The sequence below is a fragment of the Heliomarina sp. genome, from assembly GCF_052826185.1.
Map to the genome: position 1 here is coordinate 20,842 of NZ_JBRBUI010000027.1, position 22,418 is coordinate 43,259.

Below are 22,418 nucleotides of genomic sequence, written 5' to 3' on the forward strand. Positions count from 1 at the left end.
GATCAGGCCGGGTTTGGGTAAGACGATAGTATCTCGTCTGCCTCGTTGAGAACCGCAAAAGGCTGCGGTGCGCGTATCTTGGCTCTGGCTTCCCTAAGCCTAACCAGGGCCTCTTCTTCGCCCAGCCCTCCCGCTTGAGCGCGGCAAAGACTGACGGCGCTGCGCAACTCAAAGAATGCCATCGAATTTGACCGGGCAAGCGCGTGCGCTTCGGTCAGCAGATCGACAGCGCTTTGATCATCGTCACCCAGCAAAGTTTCCGCCTTAAGGCGCAGCAACTCCGGCAGGTATAATGTATCCAACTCTGACCCACAGGTTTGGATAGCCTCGTTCAACATCAAAAAGGCCTGCTCTTTAGCTCCGGCCGCAATCAGGGCTTCGGCATGGTAAGTCCGTATAAGAGACATCGGCGTGCGCTGACCGATGGCGTCAAAGAAAGCCAGGGCTCCATCGAACTTGGCAAATCCTTCTTCCGGTCGTCCCGTATGACATAGCACCCAGCTCTTGCCGACTTCTCCAACCGCCTGCCAATAAGGATAGCATTGCTCAACGGCCTTTGCGATCACTTGGTCCGCCAATGCCTCGGTCGCTTCTAGTTCGCCAAGCATCTGGAAACCGCTCATGGCAAATGCCAATGTCCTGATTTCAACCTGTCGGTCTCCAAGTTCCTTCGTCAGCGCCTCACTGCGCTGGCTATACTCGAGAGATTTTTCGAAATCCCCCCGAAGGGCATGAATCCACAGCAGGTAAATCAGCGCATAAGAGCCAAGGTCATCTCCATAAACCTGCAAGGAATAGCCAAGCAGCGCTGGAGAATAGTAGCCCAGCGCCTTTTCAAGAGCTGCTTCGGCCTCATCCAGTGACCCTTCGAAGATATGCAGCAGTCCATTGGTAAAATGGCTCCCCATCGCAAACAGCGGAACGTCACTTTCGCCGAACAAGCGAATAGATTCCTCTGCCAGCTCGCGCGTTTTTTCCCGCTCCCCACGTGATGCGGCCACAACCGATACACCATAAAGAGCGGAGACAAGCAGTGGAGTTTCGCCAATTTCAGCACTGAGGTGGCGAGCACGATCAAAGGCTTCTCCAACTTCCGGCGCGGCAAAACCGACAGTGGCCAACAGAGACTGACCAAGCAAGGCGTTCACGGTCGCCTCGAACCGCGTTGTTATCTCACCGACAGGTGCCTTTTTCAGTAAGTCCAATGCAGAACGGAAATGATTGTTAGCTTCGATCTGAGCTGCGCGCGACGTTGCATTCTGACCCGCTTCAATCAGCTTTCCAACGGCTTCCAAGTGCATTTCAGCGCCAGCCAGATGACGCGCCAAAGTTTCCGGTTCAATGATTGCTTCATGCTGGTTTTCTTCCGCCAGAATGTCCGCAATCCGGGCGTGCAATTTCTTTCGTTCGCTGCGCAAGAGCGAACCATATGCTGCGTCCTGTATCAACGCATGGCGAAAGATGTATGAATCCGGATCATTCTTGACCGGCTCGAGAATCCGGTCGTCCGTAAGTTGTCGGATTAACTGCGCAAGCGTGTCCGGATCCTTATTGGCAACAGCCGCAAGCGTTGAACCTCGGAACTTCCGGCCGATCGTCGCAGCGATCTGCGCGATCGACTTCGCCGCAGCATTCCGGTCAAGCCGCGCCATAAGCGACGCTTCAAGCGTTTCCGGCACCCTGATGGCACCACCGATTTCATTGCCCTCCAGAACAGCCACCGTTTGGGTCAGTTCTTCGACAAACAGGGGCACGCCATCGGCTTTGGCGATAATGTCGCGCAACCTCGCCTCCGGGATTGAGTGGGTGCCATCCGCCAAACGAGCAATCTCGATGCTTTCGCCAAGCGACAAGCGGTTGAGCCCGACATGTGTAAGCCAAGGCAGAGCTGGCCAGTTCAACTCAAACTCAGGTCTGTGCGTCGTGACCAGCATGACAGGGAGTTTCGGAGGATCCGTCACCAGTCGTGAGAGAAATTCTAACGTCGTCGGATCGGCCCAGTGAATATCTTCAATTTCGATCAACACGGGTCCCGCACCTGCACGCTTCTTCAGCATTTCGTTCAGCAACGCAAACATCGCGAGCTTTTGCTGCGCCGCATTCAGTGCCAGAGGCGTCTCGGTATCCTGCACGCCAAACTGCGCCGCCAGTAATGCAGATGCATTACTGATCTCGATATCTTTCAGGTCGGGCCAGTCTTTGATGCGCTGACGGGTCTGCGCGGCGCTTTCAGCACCCACGATACCGATAGATCTGGCAATCTCCGCCAAAAATGGATGCAACGCGCTGTTTGTCTTGAAGCTTACGCAGAAGTAGCGAAACCGGCGCATCTCTTCATTGGCAACCATGGCGCGCTGGGCAAAGGCAGAAAGCAACCATGACTTACCCAAGCCCGCTTCACCAGACACGGTCACGATCTGCATCGAACCCGTAAGCGCCTTTTCCCATCGCACCTGCAACAGTTCCAGTTCGTCCCGGCGTCCCACAAAGTGATGATCGCTTCCAAGTCCGGTTACACGATCCGACTCGTCTTTCGCCGCCGTAACTGTCCAGGCCTCTACCGGTTGGTCGTACCCTTTCAATTTATGCGCGCCACGACTGTCGAGATCGAAGGCGGACTTAACAAGGTTCATCGTGGATTCAGCGATAACCACTGTCCCGGGCTTCGCTATGTCCTGAAGTCGCGCCGCGAGGTTCGGCGTTTCGCCAGCTACGGCGTTGGGGTCTGAACCACCGGTCACGTCACCGATGACCACCCGGCCCGTTGCGATGGCGATCCGGCAATTCAGCGAAACGCCCGGCGCAAACTGTGCATCCGGTACTGCAGTCGCCAGTTCAAGCCCGGCCCGCACCGCACGTTCGGCATCGTTCTCATGGACGTTGGGATGACCAAACACCAGCATGCAGCCATCGCCATATTGAGCAAGCATCCTGCCACCCCAACGGTTGGCTATCTGCGAACACAGCCCGTGATAAGCCTGCTGCACGGACGCAAGATCTTCTGCATCCATTCTCTGGCTAATCACTGTGGAATCCACCAAATCGCAGAAAAGAAAACTCAACTGTCGCCGTTCAGCGCGTGATGTCACCGAGCCGGACTGGCCGCCCGATCGTAATGTCTCAATCCCCTTCTGGAGCCGTTTCCGCTGCCCCAAAGACAATCCAAGCTCACGCAGGTCTTCCTCGGTCAGGTCAACCAGCAACTCCATGTCGATATCCGCGTTCTGAAGAATGTCGAAGCATTCGGCGGCATTTATCGATTGCAGCCAGTCGTATAGTTTCCCCGCAAAGGTAGTGCTCATTGCAATTCCCGTTCTTGCATGCCGAAGTTTCCCGCCTTCAGGCCTCAGACAATCATTCCCAACTCGCTATCAAACTAAACTGCCCGGATACCCGCCATCCGGCAAATTCACAGGTATGATCAATGCGATCTCGACAAAGACCAACAGGCCAGGCCCGACAGGAAAGCCTTGTCCCGGGATTGGGGAAGATGCCCGAACGTCAGATCAAACTCATGCTGCGCGGCTCCGGCCATCCCTCGCGCTGCTGATCGCGCCCTGTTCAAACAACCAAGGTCGATGATCTTCTCTCGAACCCAACCTATTTCGTCCTCCGCCAACTCCGATCTCTTTCTGGAAAGAAATGTCACAAGCCGATGCAGATCGTCGCCCCGTAACAGATTAAGAAGGTCGATCAACATTAGCGTCCGTTTTCCCTCCAGCAGGTCCCCGCAGGCTTCCTTGCCATAGATCGCTTCGGCTTCGATGTTCAGCGTATCGTCACTGATCTGAAAGGCTGCGCCAACGAAAAAGCCAAAGCGCATGAAAGCATCCTCGGCAATCGACGATCTCGACCCCAGCAACGCTCCCGCCCGGCATGGAAAGATTGTCGCCAGCCAGCATGTCTTCTTGAGCACCATCACGAGGTAATCCTCGGGGGCCAGTTTCAGCGTATTGTCGTGCCGCCATGCGAGTTCCATAGCCTGACCTTCAGCGGTTTCACGGGCCATGCGTTCCATATCTTCGATAAGTTTCAGACCCATCCACGGTCCGATCCGGGGAAAAACATGGATCAAAGGTCGAAGACTCGAAAGCGCCAAAGCATCGCCAACGTTCAATGCAATTGGTATTCCGTGCTTCATGTGCAGCGTCGGCTGACCCCGGCGGGTTTCGCTTTCGTCTTCGATGTCATCGTGGATCAGTAAGGCGTTGTGCAGCAATTCAATACTTACGGCGACCTTCAGTGAATCTTCAAGAGAAGCGCCGAACAAGCGAGCCGTCGCGATACATATGCTGGGCCGCATCATCTTTCCGCCTCGCAACGGGTAATCCGCCGCTGGACCGTAAAGGTAGTGATCTGCTTCAGGCGTCGGCAAGTAATGCGCCATGAGATCGCGAGTCATGGCGCCGTATTCTTCCAGTGTTTCCTGGATGGCCGGCTCGCTCATTTCAATCCCCACCAACCGTCACGGTCAGTGAACCGGCTGGCTCATCCGCCCCCTGCTCTAGAAGTATACCATAGTATATCCCGTGTTTCGCATCACTCGGGATGTCGATGTGGACACAATACCCCGGTTCAACGCTAACACTGCGAATTTCCTCTCCGTCCGGGCCGGCGCCGCGCAGAGGCAAAACGTTAAGTGTTCCTGTCACCGAGCGGTATAACCGCGCGCGAGCCGTCACTGAACAAGATGCTCGGACCTGCACACCAACGCCAATGTCGTCTCGAAAGCCAGCAGTCGTTTCGGGCGCATTGGGTGCTTTTGGCTGATCTCTTTCGGTGGCCGCGACCAACAATTCTACCCAGACCGAGCCAATATCCGAGTATGTGCGGATAAGGCGCTCCAAGATTTCAGGCATGCCCCGCGATTGGCCACCTCTATCCGGGCTAGCGAAGCGGGCAGCGGTTGCTTTTCCTTCCTCGATCTGGCGGTTTATCACATCATACCCGGCCCGCACACTCTCGGAAACGCCATCCCAAAGCGGACCCGGTGTCCATGATGACCCGTTCGACGGCTCAGCTTCTTCGGCGTTACTACTCTGGAAGCTTCGCCAGACTTTTTCGTCTCCAAATACGTCCTGTTTCCGACCATCGCTTTGCCGGAACGCATTGAAAATGTTTCGGTGCGGGTCGGTTCGATCAAGGGTCGGACGCCGGAGGAACTCGCCCGCATGGCTGCTCAGGGAGTCCGTTATGCCATTTTCATCATGGGTGGTCATATCCGACAATCTCCTCAAGCGGCGGGTGCAAAGACATGGCATGGGCGGCGAGGCGTCCCGACATCACAGCCGCTTCGACGCACCCAGCCTGATGCCCGCAACGGGTCCAGTCCCCGGCAACAGTCACGTTATCAAAATGTTGATCCAAGGGTGAAATTCTATACTTGAGACTGCCCGGTAGGGACAGAATGTAACGATCGGTCGGATTGATATTTGCCGTCCAGAATTGCGAGGATAAACGTTCAGGCCCATCGGACGATTTGTCAGGCCCGGACAAAAGCGACCAGTCAAACCCGTCCTTCCGCACGGCAGCCGGCCAAAAATGCGCGACATCCTTGTCGAGGAAGCGAATGGCATTTTCTTTCACTCTGTCCCGAGCAGAAGACAGGGGGTTATCCGACGTGGGGATCTCACTGTCGGGCAGGACGGAACAGAAATACGCAATCGCTTTCGGATCGACTTCCCAATCTTCCAGCGCGATCAGTTGTGGCATGTCGGCCCAGGTATCAAAAGGTTCGACATAACCCGAAATGTTCGGCGACGGTTTTGACCACCCCAGTTCGTCAACCGGCTTGTCCAGCCAGATCTGAAATGCCTGCGTGGCGACAGTTTTGACCTCTTCGACCATACGGCGCCATGTTGGCGACGCCGCGATCAATTCGGCAGCCACGTTAGGCACCTCGCCCAGACCCACTGCAAGTACAAGGAAATCAAAATCCTTCCCTATCTTCAGCGTCCGTGTCCCAGCCGAATGTTCATCCCAACGGGATTCCGCATCCCAGCCACTTTTTTTCAGCTTGTCGCCGCCCGTGAGCTGGGAAAAATCCGGCTCAGAGGGCCAGCTTGGCAGATCCTTCACATTGACGAGCGGCTCGTAATCTAGGCCGCGTTTGACCTTCGCCTGTACATTGAAAATGGCCTGCTCTACCAGCTTGCCGGAACCATCAAGATTCAGGTCTTCCAGACGATGAAAGAATTCGAACTTCACCCCGCGCCGCTTTAGCACCTCGTAAAATGGCGCAAAGACGATATCTCCCATACCGGCCTGCATCTTCCAGAACAGGGCGCCGCGATAGGTAAAGAACATGCGTAACGCGCCGCGCAAAGCCTGCCCTGCCGCAAGTCGCGGCCTGTTAATGTCCCCGTCCTCATAGGCAAACAGCAGGTCATAGGAGGCTCTGACAAAAGCGTTGTTAACGGAAAGCTCCGACGCTCCGTGCAATCGCAACCATTCTCGCCAGTCCAGATCGTCGATCGCATCGAACCCGCGCGGGTTGAATATAAGCCCGTCACGAAGGATACCGCGTATGATCGCTAGCACCACATCGGCGATTTCCCAAACGCGACGCAATTCCGGGTCTAAGGCTGTGAGTTGCTCTATCTGGCTATGGATAACGACCGACAATTTTGTCAGCAGTGATTGAGCGGCATGCAAATCGTCGTCCGGCCTCCATGACTGAGGTCGGCGATCGAATATGCGTCTCAAGATATCCAGCGCCTCGGCAATCACCACTCCGATGGCAAGCTGTCCATAAGACGCAAGACGCTCTGCGGATTTCAATGGTTCAGCCACGACTCCCCGTGCCGTACTGCGTGCAAGAGCTGCCACCGCACCGACGAGATCACTACCGCCTTTCACTTCTGCCTGCGGCACGCGGTCTTGCACCGAAGTGATCAACGTTCTCAGCAACAATACGCAACGTGTGAGATAGGCAGGAATGGAAAAAGGATCGGCCGTTTTCAGCGGATCGCCAGGATTGCCGGAGGCAGGCGGAAAAAGAGCCATCCAGTTGGCCCAGCCATCGGCCAGATCCTCGGTCACTCCAACGTAGTTATCCGGCTTGAAGGCCTGATCCCAAGTGGCGATCGGGCAGGTCTCGGGATTCCTGCCAAGTTCTTCGTAGCAAGCCCGCATCATGCCAAAGGCATTCTCGTAAAAGCCCATCCATAGGTGAAGCCCGTGTTCCTCGATCCGCTGCGACGGCAAAGCCCGTCCGGATGCGCCTTTGCCACCCAGACGCCAACCCTGCTGATAGATGGTAACTTCGAACTCCCCGTTGCGTTCTGGTTGGGTCAGTTCGAAAGCCGTTGCGACAGCCGCACAGCCTCCCCCCACTATACAGACTTTCTTAGTGCTCATTTCCGGTCACCCAAAGCCAGTCGCTCTCAGGTTGACCGCTAAATTGCTTTCACGCAACGAATCTCTTGGCTAGACACGAGAAAGACCACTGTTCTCGCAGCAGAAAAGCGCAAATCAGGCAACGTTTCCTACGTATTTTCCAGTGCCTCCAGATAGGTCCGAACCGCCTGCTGAACATGCCGAAACCGGTCGCCGCCCAGGTGTTTTCCACCATACCAGCGCGTCACCACCACGACATGATCGTGCAAACCGGCGGTCTCCAACTGCCGCAGAATCACCAATCCGGCGCCACTTTCGCCGTCGTCACTCTTAAGTTGCGCACCCTCACTGGTGAGCAATCCCCATGTATTGTGGGTCGCCTTCGCGAATTTCTTTCGGCGTGTCAGTTCGCGAACAAATGCACGCGCTGCCTCTGCGGTATCGGCGGGACCACCCGACACGGCATACCTGGAACCCCGGTCGGACAGAATGTTTTCAAGGACAAGCATACTTGGCGGATTAAAAGCTTCGACATGAATAATCAACAAGCCGGTCCAAGCTGGCGAGAGCCCTGATACTCCAGTAACCGCGACAATCGGGGCCTTGCAGCGTTGGCTTTACTGACACATAAAAGAGTCAAGAAATCCAGCTCAGAAGGATACCAGAGACCATGACCATCGAAGCGCCTGAAACCAAGGTGGTGGACAGCTATCGCATTGCATGTGACGGCGGCGAAGGTGCCCTCGGTCATCCACGTGTCTGGTTGAGCATCCCGCTGGATACAGGCTGGGTCGAATGCCCCTACTGCGATTGCAAGTTCATCCATTCGGAGCATGAAGCCAAACGAGGCTAGACCTGTTCCGCTAGCGTTATTCCAGTCGTTTCAGACTGTCACTTACCAAAAAAAAGGCGCCCAAACTGGGCGCCTTTTCTTTCAAGCCATATGCTCGATCAGTTCTTGGCCTTGTCGACCATCTTGCCTGCGGAAATCCAAGGCATCATGGCACGCAGCTTTTCGCCGATCTGTTCGATCTGGTGTTCGTCATTCAGGCGGCGCGTTGCCTTGAACATCGGCTGACCAACAGCGTTTTCCTGCATGAAATCACGGACGAACTTGCCGTTCTGAATGTCGGTCAGAACCGCTTTCATACGTGCCTTGGTTTCATCGTAGGGAAGAATACGCGGACCCGAGACATATTCGCCGTATTCAGCGGTGTTCGAGATCGAGTAGTTCATGTTGGCGATGCCGCCTTCGTAGATCAGATCCACGATCAGCTTCACTTCGTGCAGACACTCGAAATAGGCCATTTCGGGCTCGTACCCGGCTTCGACCAGAGTTTCGAAACCCATGCGGATCAGCTCAACCAGACCACCGCAGAGAACGGCCTGTTCGCCGAACAGGTCGGTTTCACATTCCTGGCGGAAATTGGTTTCGATGATACCCGAACGACCACCGCCAATTGCGGAACAATAGGACAGGCCCAGCTCCAGCGCCTTGCCCGATGCGTCGTTATGCACGGCCACGAGGCAGGGAACGCCGCCGCCTTTGGTGTACTCGCCGCGCACGGTATGACCCGGGCCCTTTGGTGCCATCATGATGACATCGACACCGGGCTTGGGCTCGATGAGCCCGAAATGCACGTTCAGACCATGTGCAAACGCGATTGCCGAACCTTCCTTGAGGTTGTCATGCACGTATTTCTTGTAGGTCTCGGCCTGCAGTTCATCGGGCATGGTAAACATGATCAGGTCGCACCATGCCGCTGCTTCGGCGATCCCCATAACCGTAAGACCTTCGCCCTCAGCCTTCTTTGCCGAAGGCGAACCTTCGCGGAGAGCGACGACAAGATTCTTGGCGCCAGAGTCGCGCAGGTTCAACGCATGGGCGTGGCCCTGCGACCCGTAACCCAGAATGGCAACTTTCTTGTCCTTGATCAGGTTAATATCGCAATCGCGATCATAATACACACGCATCGGTAGCTCCTTTTCCGCAGCGTCTCAGATGTCGCCCTGTCTACTCCGCCGATATCGTTGTTGCGATATCAGTTTCCTTGAGTATTTAAGAGCAAGAGGAAGTATCATTCGTAGATCATTAGATTTTCGGTATATTCATGCTAGATGACATCGACCGCCGCATTCTCCGCCAGTTCCAGGCTGAACCGAGTCTTTCTGTCTCCGAACTGGCAGACAGGGCGCGAGTAACGCCTGCAATGTGTTGGCGACGGCTCGAAAAGATGGAAAGCAACGGGGTCATCCTTGGCCAGGAAGCAATCATCGACTGGGCGGCTCTTGACTATACGGTCGAAGTAAGCCTTCGATTCACCTTGGAAAAAGCGGAACCTCGCGCGTTTGACGAATTTCTTGCAGAGTCACGGAAGGTACCGGAAGTTCTCGAGATCCAGACTTTTCTGGGTCGGGTCGACGTCAGACTCTCTGTGATCGCAAAAGATCTAGCTCATTATCAGTCGTTGTATCGTGACAGGATTCTCACCCTGCCCCATGTCGCCGACATAGAAGCCCTTATGCATATCGCGCGGATCAAATCCGACAAGGTTCTGCCAGTATGACGGAAATTGACGATATCGATCGCAAACTGCTGAGTGCGCTGGTTCAGGACGCCACGCAAAGCGCGAGCGCGTTGGGTCGCAAATTCGGCCTTTCGCAACCGGCAACGTGGCGGCGCATTCGCCGGCTGGAAGACGCTGGCATCCTGAAAGGGCGCCAGCTTCGCCTCAACGCCGAGGCACTTGGTTTTGGCGTCACTGTTTTCGTGGGCATCAAACTCGCCCGCAAGGCACAGCCAAGTCTTGCCGATTTCGAAAGAGCGGTCAGCGCGATCCCCGAGGTGCAGACAGTCGAGCACGTGCTCGGTCTCTACGATTTTCGTCTTCGGGTCGTGGCCCGCGATCTGTCTGACTTCGAGCGCATCCTCAGGCGCAGGATAATGACGCTTCCAGGTGCCGGCGATCTTGAGGCGAATGTTCTGCTGAGCGAAGAAAGGCTGCCCGGCCCCCTCGGGTGATCACAGAGGTTTTGCCAATCGTCTCGCTGATCGCTATCAGGTTAGGCAGGTTCAGAAAGGACATCCCATGCCAGCTTTGCTTGAGACTGTAGATCCTGACGGATTGGAAGAATTCTCGGTCGTTTTTACCGACCGATCGCTGAACCACATGTCCATGAAGTTCCAGAAAGTCATGCGTGATCTTTCCGATGGGTTGAAGGAAGTCTATCAGGCCGACGGCGTTGCCATCGTCCCAGGTGGCGGTACGTATGCAATGGAAGCCGTAGCGCGCCAGTTCGCCCGGGGGCAGGATGTACTGGTTGTGCGCAATGGATGGTTTTCCTATCGTTGGAGCCAGATCATTGAAACAGGCGGCCTGACAACTTCGGCCACCGTCATGAAAGCGCGTCGGGTCGGCAACGTTTCTCCCTCACCTTTCGCACCAGCCCCAATCGATGAGGTTGTTGAAACGATACGCAGGGAAAAGCCCTCGGTTGTCTTCGCGCCTCATGTGGAAACTTCGGCAGGCGTCATCCTGCCAGACGATTATGTCTCGTCACTCGCGGATGCCGCGCATGAGGTCGGTGCACTGGTGGTGCTGGATTGCATTGCGTCCGGCTGTGCGTGGGTGGACATGAAATCAACAGGCGTCGACATATTGATCAGCGCGCCGCAAAAGGGGTGGAGTTCATCTCCTTCGGCGGGTCTCGTGATGATGTCGTCAGAGGCACTGGCACGGCTGGACGAGACAAGATCCGACAGCTTTGCCATTGATCTCAAAAAGTGGCGGCAGATCATGGCCGCCTATGAAAGCGGCGGGCACGCCTATCACGCCACAATGCCGACCGACGCGCTCTGCGATTTCCGGGACACCATGATGGAATCGCGTGACTATGGTTTCGACCGTCTGCGGGAAGCGCAGTGGAAACTGGGCGAGGGCGTTCGCGCTATGCTCGCTGACAAAGGCATTGTCTCTGTGGCAGCCGATGGATTTGGCGCGCCGGGTGTCGTCGTCAGCTACACCGACTCGCCCGACATACAATCGGGACGCGCCTTCGCCGCGAAGGGAATGCAGATCGCCGCCGGTGTGCCGCTTCAGTGCGACGAGCCCGAAAACTTCCAGACCTTCAGACTTGGCCTCTTTGGTCTCGACAAGCTTTACGATGTCGACGCTACTCTGGTCCGGCTCAAGAAGGTTCTCGACCAGGTGATCTAAGCAACGCCAAGCCCCATGCGCATAAGCATGTGCCGGATCTGGGGGAGTGCATAAAGGGCGCTTAACCCGGCGGCCCTGACATCCCGCAGAGCTCGGGCATCCACCATTGATGCCCGGTTCAGCAGATCGATCCCTTGAACGCGCAACCGGATATCGCTCATGCGTGCCTTGTCGTAGGCCGTTAGCATGTCGGCACATCCAAGATCGTCCGGGTATTTCTCGGCCAGTTCCGTCAGGCAGCGCAGATCAGCAAGTGACATGTTAAGTCCCTGAGCGCCGATGGGCGGAACGACATGGGCGGCCTCGGCCATCAGGGCGACTCGTTCTGCCTGCATGGTTTCTGCATGCTGACTCGTAATTGGCCAAAGCGCCCGGCCGGTGGCCAGATGAATTTCACCCATCAGACCGCAAGCTCTTTCATTCACGGCAACTTCAAAGGCATCGTCAGAAAGCGCATGCAGTTCCTGCGCCTTTGGTCCGGTCTCCATCCACACGACAGCGGAGGATGGTTTTCCTTCGTGATCCGGCAGTGGGACCAGTGTAAAAGGTCCGCCGCTTCGATGGATTTCGGTCGAAACGCTTTCGTGTGGCAGAGTGTGCGTCACAGCAAAGGCCAGCGCCTTCTGGCCATAGTGCCTTTTAGTAATCGAAATTCCCGCGGCCTCACGGGTAAACGAATTTCGTCCATCGGCAGCAATGACAAGACGCGTGGAAACCTTTGAACCGTCGCTTAATCCGACACGCGCTTCGCCCATTCGGGTAAAGAGCGAATTCGTACTCACTCCGGGTCGGAAACTGACGGAAGGTAGATCCGTAAGCTGGGACAGGAATTCTCGGCGCAGCAACCAGTTCGGCAGGTTCCATCCAAATGGCTGATTGGAAATCTCGTCAGCGCGAAATTCCCGGACCACTCTGGGCTCTGAAGCCTCACCGCCAGCATCGACGATCCGCATGACTCGCAGCGGCATGGCGTGCGGCGCCAATCGCTGCCACAGACCGAATTTCTCAAGCAAAGCCTTGGCAGGTTGCAGGATCGCCGTGGTGCGAAGGTCTGAGCCCGACACATCGCGCGACGTTATCGGTGGAGCCGGATCCACGCATGTAACGTCATAGCCCATTGCCCCGAAAACGGCTGCCGCGGTCAGGCCAGCGATACCTCCACCCGAAACGAGAACGTCGCTTTGTTCCGGCATGGCTATCCTCTCTCCATGTTATCGAGACGGCTTTCACCGTTGCTATGTCACATTAGATAAGTCTGGCAACGAATGATGCCAGATCGTCGGTATGGTGATGTATGTGGTCCGACTCCAGACGATCAGGTGCAACGTGAACCGTCTGCATGCCCATCGCATGTGGCGCCACAAGATTGCGGGCATCGTCTTCGAACATCGCCGCCCGCGCTGGGTTCAGACCGTCGAGAGCAAACACCATTTCAAAGGCCTCGCGTTCAGGTTTTGGAAGAAACTGCGCATGCTCGACGCCATAGATACCATCGAATACCTCGCTCAGGCCGCGCGCCTTTAGTACGTTTTCCGCGTATGGCCGTGTACCGTTTGTGTACACGATGCGCCTTCCGGGTAATGCGGCAATTGCTGCTGCTAAGGCTTGGTCTTCTTCCAGATGATCGAACGAAATTTCATGCACCTTCGTGAGGTATGGACCGGGATCCACCCCATGAACCCTCATGAGTCCTGCGAGAGTGGTTCCGTAGGTGCGCCAATACTCCGAGCGCAACTTGTCAGCCTCCTCAGCGTCCACGGAAAGCGCATCCATGACATATTTGGTCATGTGGACTTCGATCTGATCAAAGAGGCGCGCAGAGGGCGGATAAAGAGTGTTGTCGAGGTCAAAGACCCAAGTCTCGACATGGCTGAATGATGTTTTGATCATTGGGAGGCTCTAGCTCAGCACCAACGGGTTTTCAACGGCGGGCTTGATCCGGTCATAGCGCCGCGAGTAGACACTAGGGATGAAATCTTCCGGTGGCCATATGAAAGAAACCAAACCGGCGCAGACGGATGCGTACAGCCTGATCCTCGAAGCGATTGACATGGGTGACTACAAGCCCGGCGACCGGTTGGTCGAGAGCGATCTTGCAGAGCGGCTGGGCGTCTCGCGCACACCCGTGCGCGAAGCCTTGCAGCGGCTCGAAACACAATCACTCTTGGCCCGAGACGGCCGTTCGCTCATCGTGGCTTCACTGGATCACAACCAGATGGCCGAACTCTATGTTGTGCGCCGCGAATTGGAAGGCTTGGCCGCCCGCCTTGCTGCCCGCCACGCGAATGAAGAAGAGATTACAGTTCTGCGTGAGATGGTAGAGGCGGACGACGCCTTGATCCACGACCCACCTGCGCTTGCACGGTCCAACCGGCGCTTTCACAAGCAGATACAGCTTGCCTCGCACAACAGATATTTGGTGCAACAACTGGATCTGGTGCACCGGACGATGGCCTTGATGGCGACAACTTCCTTGGCAGCGGAAGGTCGCGGTGAAATCGCTCAGGCCGAACATCGCAAAATTGTAGCGGCAATAGAAAAACGCGATGAGGATTCCGCGGAACATGCCTTACAGAACCATATCTCGGTCGCCTTCAAAACAAGATTGAAACAGGATGCCGACAGGCGCGGTTGACGATCAGACACATTCGTCAGCCAAGACAACGCCGTGCTGGGTCTTGTCCCAATAATACGGCGCCACCATCAGCTCTACCAATGCCTTGATCGCGGCGACTGTACCTAACGGAAAATACAAAAGCATCGCTGGCACCCATATCATCAGAAAACGCCTGTCGGATTTCGATACAGCAAGCATTGCGATGATGAACCCCATCAACTCGATGCAGAAAAAGAACAGCATCACGCCTAGGAGATACTCATAGGGTGCGAATCCCTCCAACGGGTGCGGAATGCCAAATAGAAAGAGCCAGAAGGTCCAGATGAAAGGGGCCAACAGGAACTGGCTGAGAGTGCCGAGAAAGAACGCCTGAAAGCTTAGGAACTTGAGGGGACCAATGTCGCGGTAGAGATTCAAGGGACGCCGCATGTGAACGACATATGTGACCATGAATCCCTTTAGCCATCGCGATCTCTGTTTTATCCATGGCCAGACCCGACAGTTCGCTTCCTCATAGGTCACGGTATCGATCATTTCCGTGCGGTAACCCCACCGGGAAAGCCGTACGCCAAGATCAGCATCTTCGGTCACGTTGTGAGCGTCCCATCCTCCAAGCTCTTCCAGCTTGTCCCTGCGAAAAAAAAGTGTTGTACCGCCGAGCGGAACGATCAGACCGAGGCGTGCGAGTCCCGGCAGGATGACACGAAACCAGGCGGCGTATTCGATGGTAAAGCAGCGTGAAATCCAGTTGGTCCGTGGATTGTAATAATCCAGCACGCCCTGAAGACAGACAACATCATCGGGCGCCGATGCAAACCTTTCGACGACGCGCTCGATTTGGTCAAAAGCCGGTGCATCCTCGGCATCCCAAACTCCCACGATTTCGCCCCCGCAGAAGTCCAGCGCATAGTTCATCGCGCGTGGCTTCGTTTTGATGCCTCCGATTGCGGGAACCTCCACGACACGCATCCATCTAGGCAAGGTTGTTTCGGCCAGTGTACGCCGGGTCACATCATCCCGTTCTTCCAGGACCAAAAGCACCTCAAGGACCGCCTTTGGGTACGTCAGACGACTAAGCCGGGCAACCAGCGTTTTTACGATCTCTTTTTCCCGATAAAGGGGAACAAGGACCGAGACTTTTGGTTTGCGCAGTTTCTCTGCCTGCATCACGGTTCGGCCTAGCGGTACGGCAAGAAGGTCGTTGTCAGTCATATGAGCTATGAACGCCGTGAACCTGAGACAAGCAAACAGAACAAGAGCAGAAAGCGCGACAAGAGTGGCAAAGAAGTACCCGAGTGTCGGAAAGTTGTAAAAGCCTGTTCCGCTAGCCACGAGGAGAAGAGGTAAAATCAGGCGCGCACTCCAATGCCAGCTCCGGCAACTGAATTCAGCCGCAACCCGTTCATTGGCTTCGAGGGCCAGCTGGCGCCCGAACAACAAGCTGATAGATCTTGTCATATCGTCGGATTCGCCAAGCGCCGGTGCGAGAGATCCGAAATTCGCTTCAAGACTGCCGCGAATGTCATCAAAGCGATCAGGGCGTTCCGTGGCAATCAGGACGCGTTCGCCGTCATTCTTCCAAGGCAGAAGGCGGTTTCGAACCCAGAAACGCGGCGGTCGAGATTTGCACAGTTCCGTGTCTATTGGTTCTTTATCAAAGTCCGCTTTAGGCAGGGGGAACTGCTGCGCAAGGACTTTTTCGACATCCTGCTTCTTCGCGATTCCTTCGGCAACAAGGATTTCACCCAAGGGAGCGTTGATTGTTGTCTGAAGCTGAAGCGCGGCTACCAGTTGCGAAGAGGTGATCGATCCGTTGTCAACCAAGTGGCGGCCGATTGGCATCCGCTCGGCAGTATTGGCACCACCATCGTGAACCAAGGGACCTCTTTCCATGGGTAACCTGCCTCCCGAGCCGGATAGGGCAGAGTTGGCTGGTTAACCTTAAAGAGAGGTAAATTTTTCCTTGGTTGTCCGTCGGTATTTCTCTCAGGCGGACGCGCGTTCTTTCATTGCCTCCGCGAACCTTTCGAAAAGATAGAAGCTGTCCTGCGGCCCCGGACTTGCCTCGGGGTGGTATTGAACGGACCAGACCGGTCGATCAGTCATGCGAATACCGCAGTTGGAACCATCGAACAGCGAACGATGAGTTTCACGAACGCCATTCGGTAGCGTCTGGGCATCAACAGCAAAACCATGGTTCATGGAGGTGATTTCCACCTTACCGGTTTCAAGATCTTTTACGGGGTGGTTGGCACCATGATGACCGTGGTTCATTTTGACCGTCTTGGCACCGAGTGCGAGCGCCAGCATCTGGTGCCCAAGGCAAATGCCGAACACTGGAAGTTCCGTTTTTCCGATCACTTCCTGAATCATTGGTACGGCGTACGCACCGGTCGCCGCAGGATCCCCGGGCCCATTGGACAGGAACAATCCATCAGGATTGTGCGCAAGCACGTCTTCCGCTGTCGCCGAAGCCGGGAGAACCGTCACATCACAGCCGACACTGGCAAGGCAGCGCAGGATGTTGCGTTTTGCGCCGTAGTCGACGGCAACGACTTTGTATTTCGGATCTGTTTGCGCGGTGTAGCCTCCCGGCCATGCCCAACGCATTTCATTCCAACGATAGGACTGCGCGCAGGTCACATCCTTCGCCAGATCCATGCCCTCCAGCCCGCGGAAAGCGCGCGCGGCAGCAACAAGAGCCTCAATGTCGAAGTTGCCTTCGGGATTGTGCGCCAGTGCAACGTGCGGTGCTCCTTGCTGGCGGATCGCCCGGGTCAGACGTCTCGTGTCGACGCCTCCCATTGCAATCCGACCGCGTCTTTCAAGCCAGACTTTCAGTTCGTCAGCGCTTCTCCAGTTGCTAGCGATTGTCGGGTCCCACTTGACGATCATGCCTGCGGCGACCGGATCGCCGGTTTCATCATCATCCGGGTTCACGCCCACATTGCCGATATGCGGGAAGGTAAAAGTCACGATCTGACCTGCATAGGAAGGGTCAGTCATGATTTCCTGGTACCCGGTCATCGCCGTGTTAAAGCAAAGCTCGGCCACTGTCTGACCGATTGCTCCGAAACCGACACCGTAAAAGATTGTCCCATCGGCAAGTGCGAGACATGCAGTAGGCTTCGCGGGGGCTGTGGCGACCATGATACGACTCCGATTTCGGCAAATTCATGGAGTAGTATGAGGCGGCGCAGCCGTGGTCAACCCGCAGTCGCCGTGCCGGGTTAAAGTTAAGGAAAAAGTTACGTCGCGAAAGCGATATTGTCAGAACTACACGCTTTTAGTAAAGTGAGAGACTTCATGATCCATGGGGATGGGACAAAAGATGGACTTGCGGTCTAGGGTGAATGATGCCCTGAAACAGGCAATGCGGGACAAGGCAGCGACCCGGCTTTCTACGCTCAGGCTCATTAACGCGGCGATCAAAGATCAAGACATTGCCGCGCGGAGCGATGACAGCGAAGCCAATGGGGTGGGCGACGCGGAAGTGCTTTCAATCCTTGGAAAGATGATGAAGCAACGCCATGAAAGCGCGATTGCTTACGAGGAAGGCGGCCGCCTCGATCTGTCCGACCGGGAACTGGCAGAGATGAAGGTTATCGAAGAATTCCTGCCACCGCAGCTTGACGAAGGTCAGATGACCCAGGCCGTGGATAAGGCCATTGATAGCACCGGAGCAGAAAGCATCCGGGACATGGGTAAGGTCATGGCGGAATTGAAATCCCGCTACACGGGTCAGATGGATTTCGGAAAAGTAGGTCCGTTGGTAAAGGACCGGCTCTGCTCGGGGTGAGATAAACCCAAACAAGCGCTATATTTCTAGGTTCTGCTCGGCAGGATCCGGCATAGGTCATCGAAAAGCGCCCGACGTTCGTCTTCAGACAGAAACGCACCGATTTCCACTTCCCGGCCCGCTCCCTTTAGCGTCACGTAGTAGGGGACCGGGCCGTCCTTTCCATGCATCTGCGGGCGGGCCCAGTACCGGTTGCATTCCCACTCTTTAACGTCCTTTTTGGGCGTGTGTCTTTCGAGGCGTACCAAGTTATCTGTGAGCGTCAGGATTTCCATAATCCGCGCGTTCTTTCGGTTCTTGCCGATCGCGAACCATATTCCGAAAACGGCTGCCGCAGGGAATGGAAGCAATAGCCAAAGCAGTACGCTTCCCAACAATGCTAAAAGCGGCAAAAGAAGCATCCCGCAGGTCGCGCCGATGAATATGACGAACCCCCTTGGCTGCAGGCTTTGATGCGGCCAAAGCTTGAGGATCCGGACGGGTTCTTCCTGACTTTCCCATTGGTATGGCATCGAGAGAGCCTTGTCTAAATGGATAGGGCCAGTTCAGTATTCCCGGCCAATAAAACCTGGACTTTCGATGGCCAAAAATGAAAAGAGCCCCGGCAAACGCCGGGGCTCCTGATTTTTTTGCGTCCCCAGCGCTTAGTGCGCGTGGTGCTTGTCCCAGTCTTCCTGCTTCGGAAGAATCTCGAACGTATGCTCGGGCGGCGGGCTCGGCAGAGTCCATTCCAGCGTATCCGCATATTCGTTCCACGGGTTGGCTTCGGTCACCTTGGCGCCTGCGCGCAGGCTGTAGATGATGACGCCGAAGAAGAAGAGGAACGATGCGAAGGACAGGAAGGCACCCCAGCTCGACCAAGCGTTCCAGTAGGCAAACGCCTCGGGATAGTCGATGTAGCGGCGCGGCATGCCCTGACGGCCCAGGAAGTGCTGCGGGAAGAAGGTCAGGTTGGCACCGATGAACATCGTCCAGAAGTGCACCTTACCTGCCCATTCCGGGTACATGCGTCCGGTCATCTTGGGGAAGTAGAAGTAGATACCCGCAAAGATCGCGAACACGGCACCAAGGCTCATGACGTAGTGGAAGTGCGCCACGACATAGTAGGTGTCGTGATAATAACGGTCGACAGCAGCCTGGCTGAGCACGATCCCGGTTACACCGCCAACGGTGAAGAGGAAAAGGAAGCCAAACGCCCAGAGCATGGGAGTTTTGAACTCGATGGAACCGCCCCACATGGTGGCAATCCAGCTGAACACCTTGACCCCTGTTGGCACCGCAATAACCATCGTCGCCAGCATGAAATAGGCCTGCTGGTGAAGCGACATACCGACTGTATACATGTGGTGCGCCCAAACGACGAAGCCCAGCGCGCCAATCGCGATCAGAGCCCAGACCATCGGCAGGTAACCGAACACCGGCTTGCGGCTGAACGTTGCGATCACGTGGCTGATGATACCAAATCCGGGAAGGATGATGATATACACCTCGGGGTGGCCGAAGAACCAGAGAATGTGCTGATACAGGATCGGGTCACCGCCACCGGCCGGATCGAAGAAGGTGAAACCAAAGTTACGATCCATCAGCAGCATGGTGATCGCGCCCGCCAGAACCGGCAGCGACAGAAGGATCAGCCAAGCCGTGACAAAGATCGACCAGGCGAACAGCGGCACCTTGAACAGGGTCATGCCGGGGGCACGCATGTTCAGGAAGGTGGTGATGATGTTGATCGCACCAAGGATCGACGACGCGCCGGAAAGGTGAACCGCGAAGATGGCGAAGTCCATCGCCATACCGCCTTCACGGACAGAGAGCGGGGGATAAAGCACCCAGCCCACGCCAGCACCAAGCTGATCGTTGCCACCCGGCGACAGAACCGAACAGACCGCAAGGCTTGTACCGGCAACATACATCCAGAAGGAGAGGTTATTCATCCGCGGGAATGCCATGTCCGGCGCGCCGATTTGCAGCGGCATGAAGTAGTTGCCGAATCCGCCGAAGAGCGCAGGAATCACCACGAAGAACATCATCAGGATGCCGTGGCCCGTAATCAGAACGTTCCAGAGGTGACCGTTCGGCGTACATTCGCGCGCCGCATCACTGAACAGACGTGCGCCTTCGAGACACATGTGCTGAACGCCGGGCTCCAAAAGCTCGAGCCGCATGAAAACGGTAAAGCCTACTGAAATGAAACCAACAATTGCGGCCACTATGAGGTAGAGTACCCCGATGTCCTTGTGGTTTGTGGACATGAACCAGCGCGTGAAAAACCCGCGTGTGTCCTCGTGTTCGTGGCCGTGAATGGCTGCGTCTGCCATCGGGCACCTCCTGGTTAGCTATGGGCTATGGGCGCGCAGCCCTGTTGCGGCCGCTTGCATATTCATGCAGGTTTTAGAATGACCTGACTGGTGCTTCAATGGCGTAAATCGTCCCAGAGTAAGATATATTGACGCGCCCCCTTGATAGGTTTTGCCGCTTGACCCGCTCGTCACGACCAATAGAAACAGATTGAAACACGTGATTTCTTGCAGGGAAAACGAGATGGCCGAGTATCAGGACGACAATATCTTTGCAAAAATCCTGCGGGACGAGCTGCCGGCGACACGCGTTTTCGAAGATGACGACACGCTTGTTTTCATGGATATCATGCCAAGGGCCGATGGTCATTGTCTTGTCATACCAAAGACCCCCTGCCGGAATGTTCTCGACGCCAGCCCTGAACAACTGGCCAGCGTTATGAACACCGTTCAAAAAGTCAGCAAGGCCGTGATGAAGGGATTGGATGCCGAAGGCGTGACCATTCAGCAGTTCAATGAGGCGCCCGGCGGACAGGAAGTATTTCATCTCCACTTTCATATCCTGCCCCGCCGTCAGGGCGACGTACTGCGTCCTCCGGGCCAGATGGGAGATCTGGATCAGATTGCGGCGGTTGCAGACAAGATCCGCAAGGCTCTGGACTAGCCCGTCGTTCTGGGCAGATTTCTTCCGACCGGGTAGCTCCTGTGCGCATGCTCGCACGAACCGTGATCCGAGAAGCCGTTTAGGACGGCACATTCCCCCGCATGCTCCGCTTCGAGATGAGGATGCGTGCACGCATTCGAAATCCGCTCAAGTTCCGCCTCCAGTTTCTGCAGTTCTTCAATACGCTCACGCAGAAGATCGCGCTGGCGCAATGCGATTTCATGGGCCTTTGAAAGCACCGGTCCACTCTGTTCCTGCAAGGAAATCAATTCAGATACATCTTCCAGCGGCAAACCCAGCTGACGGGTATGCCTGATGAACTTCAGCAGCTTCAGCGTATGTTCATCATAGCGCCGCTGGTTGCCGGATGAACGCTCGGGCTGCGGGAGAAGACCCCGATCTTCGTAATATCTGATCGTCGGAACCTTCACCCCTGTTCGGCGGGAAAGCTGGCCTATCGAAAACATTCAGATCACCTCTTGAACCTCTAGTTACTAGAGCAATTACCTTGAGCCTGCACAAGTACCAGGACCCGAAATGCCACACGATCAATCTGACCATCACCACCACCACATCAATCCCGATGCGGGCGACGCCAAGGTCGCTTGGGCCATCGCTGTAAACATGCTTCTGACGCTCGCTCAGGTAGTTGGCGGGATACTTTCCGGCTCCCTCGCGCTGATCGCAGACGCGTTGCACAACTTCTCGGATGCGATCTCGCTCATCATCGCATTCGTGGCCCGCAAGATTGCGCGCCGTCCGGCAGACACGAATATGAGCTTTGGCTACGGACGCGCCGAAGTCGTGGCCGCTCTCATCAATTATACAACGCTTGTCGTTATCGCGCTCTACCTCGGGTTCGAGGGGGTCATGCGTGCGTTGGACCCGCAGCCTATAGCTGGTTGGATGGTCGTGTCGATTGCGTCCATTGCACTTGTCATCGATCTGGTGACCGCTGCGCTAACTTACAGGTTGTCAAAGGAAAGCATGAACATCAGGGCGGCTTTCCTCCATAACCTTGCGGATGCACTGGGTTCAGTCGCAGTCATCATCGCCGGTTTTGCTGTTATCGTGTTGGGCTGGGACTGGGTTGACCCCGTCGTAACGCTGATGATCGCGGGATACATCCTATGGCATGTCTACGCGGAAATCGGTGGTGTCACCAGGGTGCTGATGCTGGGTAGCCCGCCCGGCATCCATACTGAAGAAGTCATTGAAGCAATTTTGAAGACGCCCGGCGTCGAAGGTATCCATCACCTGCATCTCTGGCAGATGGAGGAGTCAGAAACCGCGCTTCAAGCCCATGTGCTCATCGCCGAGTCCGATCTGATCAAGCAAACCCGGATCAAGCAGGACATCAAGCAACTCTTGCTCGACACGTTCAGTATCAGCCATACGACTCTTGAGTTCGAATACGGTGACCTGATCTGCGAGAATCCGAAACTCATCGGTCACTGAGAGACTTCGGAAGTTGACATCTCGATAC

Annotated in this window: 21 protein-coding genes; 8 read left to right on the plus strand and 13 right to left on the minus strand. The window is 55.7% G+C overall.

The genetic code is table 11. The annotated features are described in order from the left end of the window. Nucleotides 1-2: 2 nt before the first annotated feature. The 5 genes from ACU0FH_RS08930 to ACU0FH_RS08950 all read right to left on the minus strand — a co-directional run bounded on the left by ACU0FH_RS08930 (nucleotide 3) and on the right by ACU0FH_RS08950 (nucleotide 7,847). Nucleotides 3-3,302 carry an AAA family ATPase gene (locus tag ACU0FH_RS08930; RefSeq protein WP_446194287.1) on the minus strand — a complete coding sequence of 1,100 codons (3,300 nt, stop codon included), beginning with the start codon at nucleotides 3,300-3,302 and terminating at the stop codon, nucleotides 3-5. Nucleotides 3,303-3,421: 119 nt separating this feature from the next. Further along, nucleotides 3,422-4,447 carry a polyprenyl synthetase family protein gene (locus ACU0FH_RS08935; protein WP_446194288.1) on the minus strand — a complete coding sequence of 342 codons (1,026 nt, stop codon included), beginning with the start codon at nucleotides 4,445-4,447 and terminating at the stop codon, nucleotides 3,422-3,424. Nucleotide 4,448: 1 nt separating this feature from the next. Further along, nucleotides 4,449-5,219 (minus strand): hypothetical protein, encoded by a 771-nt coding sequence (locus ACU0FH_RS08940; protein WP_446194289.1) that lies wholly within the window; start codon nucleotides 5,217-5,219, stop codon nucleotides 4,449-4,451. Further along, a complete protein-coding gene (locus ACU0FH_RS08945; protein ID WP_446194290.1) occupies nucleotides 5,206-7,359 on the minus strand; it encodes an NAD(P)-binding protein in 2,154 nt (717 codons plus the stop codon). The genes ACU0FH_RS08940 and ACU0FH_RS08945 overlap by 14 nt, the downstream gene beginning before the upstream one ends. A gap of 128 nt (nucleotides 7,360-7,487) precedes the next feature. Beyond that, nucleotides 7,488-7,847, minus strand: coding sequence for a YigZ family protein (locus ACU0FH_RS08950; RefSeq protein WP_446194578.1), 360 nt, complete (start codon nucleotides 7,845-7,847; stop codon nucleotides 7,488-7,490). Nucleotides 7,848-8,008: 161 nt separating this feature from the next. On the opposite strand from ACU0FH_RS08950, the gene ACU0FH_RS08955 reads away from it, so the two are divergent. Next, nucleotides 8,009-8,191, plus strand: coding sequence for a zinc-finger domain-containing protein (locus tag ACU0FH_RS08955; RefSeq protein ID WP_446194291.1), 183 nt, complete (start codon nucleotides 8,009-8,011; stop codon nucleotides 8,189-8,191). Nucleotides 8,192-8,289: 98 nt separating this feature from the next. Here ACU0FH_RS08955 and ilvC read toward each other — a convergent pair whose 3' ends face one another. Next, entirely contained in the window at nucleotides 8,290-9,312 is a 1,023-nt protein-coding gene (gene ilvC, locus ACU0FH_RS08960) for a ketol-acid reductoisomerase (protein ID WP_088631814.1), read from the minus strand. Nucleotides 9,313-9,449: 137 nt separating this feature from the next. Here ilvC and ACU0FH_RS08965 point away from each other — a divergent pair, with 137 nt between their 5' ends. The 3 genes from ACU0FH_RS08965 (at nucleotide 9,450) to ACU0FH_RS08975 (ending at nucleotide 11,555) form a co-directional block, all read left to right on the plus strand. After that, nucleotides 9,450-9,905, plus strand: a complete 456-nt coding sequence (locus tag ACU0FH_RS08965; RefSeq protein ID WP_446194292.1) for an Lrp/AsnC family transcriptional regulator — start codon at nucleotides 9,450-9,452, stop codon at nucleotides 9,903-9,905. Beyond that, nucleotides 9,902-10,360: an Lrp/AsnC family transcriptional regulator gene (locus ACU0FH_RS08970; RefSeq protein ID WP_446194293.1), complete on the plus strand. Its 459-nt coding sequence runs from the start codon at nucleotides 9,902-9,904 to the stop codon at nucleotides 10,358-10,360. The genes ACU0FH_RS08965 and ACU0FH_RS08970 overlap by 4 nt, the downstream gene beginning before the upstream one ends. 67 nt (nucleotides 10,361-10,427) lie before the next feature. Continuing rightward, nucleotides 10,428-11,555, plus strand: coding sequence for an aminotransferase class V-fold PLP-dependent enzyme (locus ACU0FH_RS08975; RefSeq protein WP_446194294.1), 1,128 nt, complete (start codon nucleotides 10,428-10,430; stop codon nucleotides 11,553-11,555). Here the strand turns inward: ACU0FH_RS08975 and ACU0FH_RS08980 are convergent. Beyond that, nucleotides 11,552-12,748: a UbiH/UbiF family hydroxylase gene (locus tag ACU0FH_RS08980; protein WP_446194295.1), complete on the minus strand. Its 1,197-nt coding sequence runs from the start codon at nucleotides 12,746-12,748 to the stop codon at nucleotides 11,552-11,554. The two genes, ACU0FH_RS08975 and ACU0FH_RS08980, sit on opposite strands and share 4 nt — an antisense overlap. Before the next feature lie 52 nt (nucleotides 12,749-12,800). Further along, on the minus strand, nucleotides 12,801-13,445 hold the full coding sequence (locus tag ACU0FH_RS08985) for a pyrimidine 5'-nucleotidase (protein WP_446194296.1): 645 nt from the start codon (nucleotides 13,443-13,445) through the stop codon (nucleotides 12,801-12,803). A 100-nt stretch (nucleotides 13,446-13,545) separates the two neighbouring features. Here ACU0FH_RS08985 and ACU0FH_RS08990 point away from each other — a divergent pair, with 100 nt between their 5' ends. Then, complete coding sequence (locus ACU0FH_RS08990; protein WP_238372216.1) at nucleotides 13,546-14,190, plus strand: GntR family transcriptional regulator; 645 nt, start codon at nucleotides 13,546-13,548, stop codon at nucleotides 14,188-14,190. 3 nt (nucleotides 14,191-14,193) lie between these two features. On the opposite strand, the gene ACU0FH_RS08995 is transcribed toward ACU0FH_RS08990, so the two are convergent. After that, entirely contained in the window at nucleotides 14,194-16,050 is a 1,857-nt protein-coding gene (locus tag ACU0FH_RS08995) for a glycosyltransferase (protein WP_446194297.1), read from the minus strand. 108 nt (nucleotides 16,051-16,158) lie between these two features. Next, nucleotides 16,159-17,322, minus strand: coding sequence for a glutamine-hydrolyzing carbamoyl-phosphate synthase small subunit (gene carA, locus ACU0FH_RS09000; RefSeq protein ID WP_446194298.1), 1,164 nt, complete (start codon nucleotides 17,320-17,322; stop codon nucleotides 16,159-16,161). 181 nt (nucleotides 17,323-17,503) lie between these two features. On the opposite strand from carA, the gene ACU0FH_RS09005 reads away from it, so the two are divergent. Continuing rightward, nucleotides 17,504-17,971 carry a GatB/YqeY domain-containing protein gene (locus ACU0FH_RS09005; RefSeq protein WP_446194299.1) on the plus strand — a complete coding sequence of 156 codons (468 nt, stop codon included), beginning with the start codon at nucleotides 17,504-17,506 and terminating at the stop codon, nucleotides 17,969-17,971. 26 nt (nucleotides 17,972-17,997) lie between these two features. Here ACU0FH_RS09005 and ACU0FH_RS09010 read toward each other — a convergent pair whose 3' ends face one another. Next, nucleotides 17,998-18,483 carry a DUF2244 domain-containing protein gene (locus tag ACU0FH_RS09010; protein WP_446194300.1) on the minus strand — a complete coding sequence of 162 codons (486 nt, stop codon included), beginning with the start codon at nucleotides 18,481-18,483 and terminating at the stop codon, nucleotides 17,998-18,000. A gap of 132 nt (nucleotides 18,484-18,615) precedes the next feature. Beyond that, nucleotides 18,616-20,289 (minus strand): cytochrome c oxidase subunit I, encoded by a 1,674-nt coding sequence (ctaD, locus tag ACU0FH_RS09015; RefSeq protein WP_088631806.1) that lies wholly within the window; start codon nucleotides 20,287-20,289, stop codon nucleotides 18,616-18,618. Nucleotides 20,290-20,512: 223 nt separating this feature from the next. Here ctaD and ACU0FH_RS09020 point away from each other — a divergent pair, with 223 nt between their 5' ends. Further along, nucleotides 20,513-20,932 (plus strand): HIT family protein, encoded by a 420-nt coding sequence (locus tag ACU0FH_RS09020; protein WP_446194301.1) that lies wholly within the window; start codon nucleotides 20,513-20,515, stop codon nucleotides 20,930-20,932. Here the strand turns inward: ACU0FH_RS09020 and ACU0FH_RS09025 are convergent. After that, the gene (locus ACU0FH_RS09025; RefSeq protein WP_446194302.1) at nucleotides 20,929-21,399 is read right to left on the minus strand and encodes a MerR family transcriptional regulator; all 471 of its coding nucleotides are present in this window, start codon (nucleotides 21,397-21,399) and stop codon (nucleotides 20,929-20,931) included. The two genes, ACU0FH_RS09020 and ACU0FH_RS09025, sit on opposite strands and share 4 nt — an antisense overlap. Nucleotides 21,400-21,469: 70 nt before the next feature. On the opposite strand from ACU0FH_RS09025, the gene ACU0FH_RS09030 reads away from it, so the two are divergent. Further along, nucleotides 21,470-22,390 (plus strand): cation diffusion facilitator family transporter, encoded by a 921-nt coding sequence (locus ACU0FH_RS09030; protein ID WP_446194303.1) that lies wholly within the window; start codon nucleotides 21,470-21,472, stop codon nucleotides 22,388-22,390. Nucleotides 22,391-22,418 lie beyond the last annotated feature (28 nt).

Excerpts from the sequence above, each read along its gene's own strand:
- ACU0FH_RS08930 (WP_446194287.1), bottom strand. The coding sequence starts at position 3,302 with ATGAGCACTACCTTTGCGGGGAAACTATACGACTGGCTGCAATCGATA.
- ACU0FH_RS08935 (WP_446194288.1), bottom strand. The coding sequence starts at position 4,447 with ATGAGCGAGCCGGCCATCCAGGAAACACTGGAAGAATACGGCGCCATG.
- ACU0FH_RS08940 (WP_446194289.1), bottom strand. The coding sequence starts at position 5,219 with ATGACCACCCATGATGAAAATGGCATAACGGACTCCCTGAGCAGCCAT.
- ACU0FH_RS08945 (WP_446194290.1), bottom strand. The coding sequence starts at position 7,359 with ATGAGCACTAAGAAAGTCTGTATAGTGGGGGGAGGCTGTGCGGCTGTC.
- ACU0FH_RS08950 (WP_446194578.1), bottom strand. The coding sequence starts at position 7,847 with ATGCTTGTCCTTGAAAACATTCTGTCCGACCGGGGTTCCAGGTATGCC.
- ACU0FH_RS08955 (WP_446194291.1), top strand. The coding sequence starts at position 8,009 with ATGACCATCGAAGCGCCTGAAACCAAGGTGGTGGACAGCTATCGCATT.
- ilvC (WP_088631814.1), bottom strand. The coding sequence starts at position 9,312 with ATGCGTGTGTATTATGATCGCGATTGCGATATTAACCTGATCAAGGAC.
- ACU0FH_RS08965 (WP_446194292.1), top strand. The coding sequence starts at position 9,450 with ATGCTAGATGACATCGACCGCCGCATTCTCCGCCAGTTCCAGGCTGAA.
- ACU0FH_RS08970 (WP_446194293.1), top strand. The coding sequence starts at position 9,902 with ATGACGGAAATTGACGATATCGATCGCAAACTGCTGAGTGCGCTGGTT.
- ACU0FH_RS08975 (WP_446194294.1), top strand. The coding sequence starts at position 10,428 with ATGCCAGCTTTGCTTGAGACTGTAGATCCTGACGGATTGGAAGAATTC.
- ACU0FH_RS08980 (WP_446194295.1), bottom strand. The coding sequence starts at position 12,748 with ATGCCGGAACAAAGCGACGTTCTCGTTTCGGGTGGAGGTATCGCTGGC.
- ACU0FH_RS08985 (WP_446194296.1), bottom strand. The coding sequence starts at position 13,445 with ATGATCAAAACATCATTCAGCCATGTCGAGACTTGGGTCTTTGACCTC.
- ACU0FH_RS08990 (WP_238372216.1), top strand. The coding sequence starts at position 13,546 with ATGAAAGAAACCAAACCGGCGCAGACGGATGCGTACAGCCTGATCCTC.
- carA (WP_446194298.1), bottom strand. The coding sequence starts at position 17,322 with ATGGTCGCCACAGCCCCCGCGAAGCCTACTGCATGTCTCGCACTTGCC.
- ACU0FH_RS09005 (WP_446194299.1), top strand. The coding sequence starts at position 17,504 with ATGGACTTGCGGTCTAGGGTGAATGATGCCCTGAAACAGGCAATGCGG.
- ACU0FH_RS09010 (WP_446194300.1), bottom strand. The coding sequence starts at position 18,483 with ATGCCATACCAATGGGAAAGTCAGGAAGAACCCGTCCGGATCCTCAAG.
- ctaD (WP_088631806.1), bottom strand. The coding sequence starts at position 20,289 with ATGGCAGACGCAGCCATTCACGGCCACGAACACGAGGACACACGCGGG.
- ACU0FH_RS09020 (WP_446194301.1), top strand. The coding sequence starts at position 20,513 with ATGGCCGAGTATCAGGACGACAATATCTTTGCAAAAATCCTGCGGGAC.
- ACU0FH_RS09025 (WP_446194302.1), bottom strand. The coding sequence starts at position 21,399 with ATGTTTTCGATAGGCCAGCTTTCCCGCCGAACAGGGGTGAAGGTTCCG.
- ACU0FH_RS09030 (WP_446194303.1), top strand. The coding sequence starts at position 21,470 with ATGCCACACGATCAATCTGACCATCACCACCACCACATCAATCCCGAT.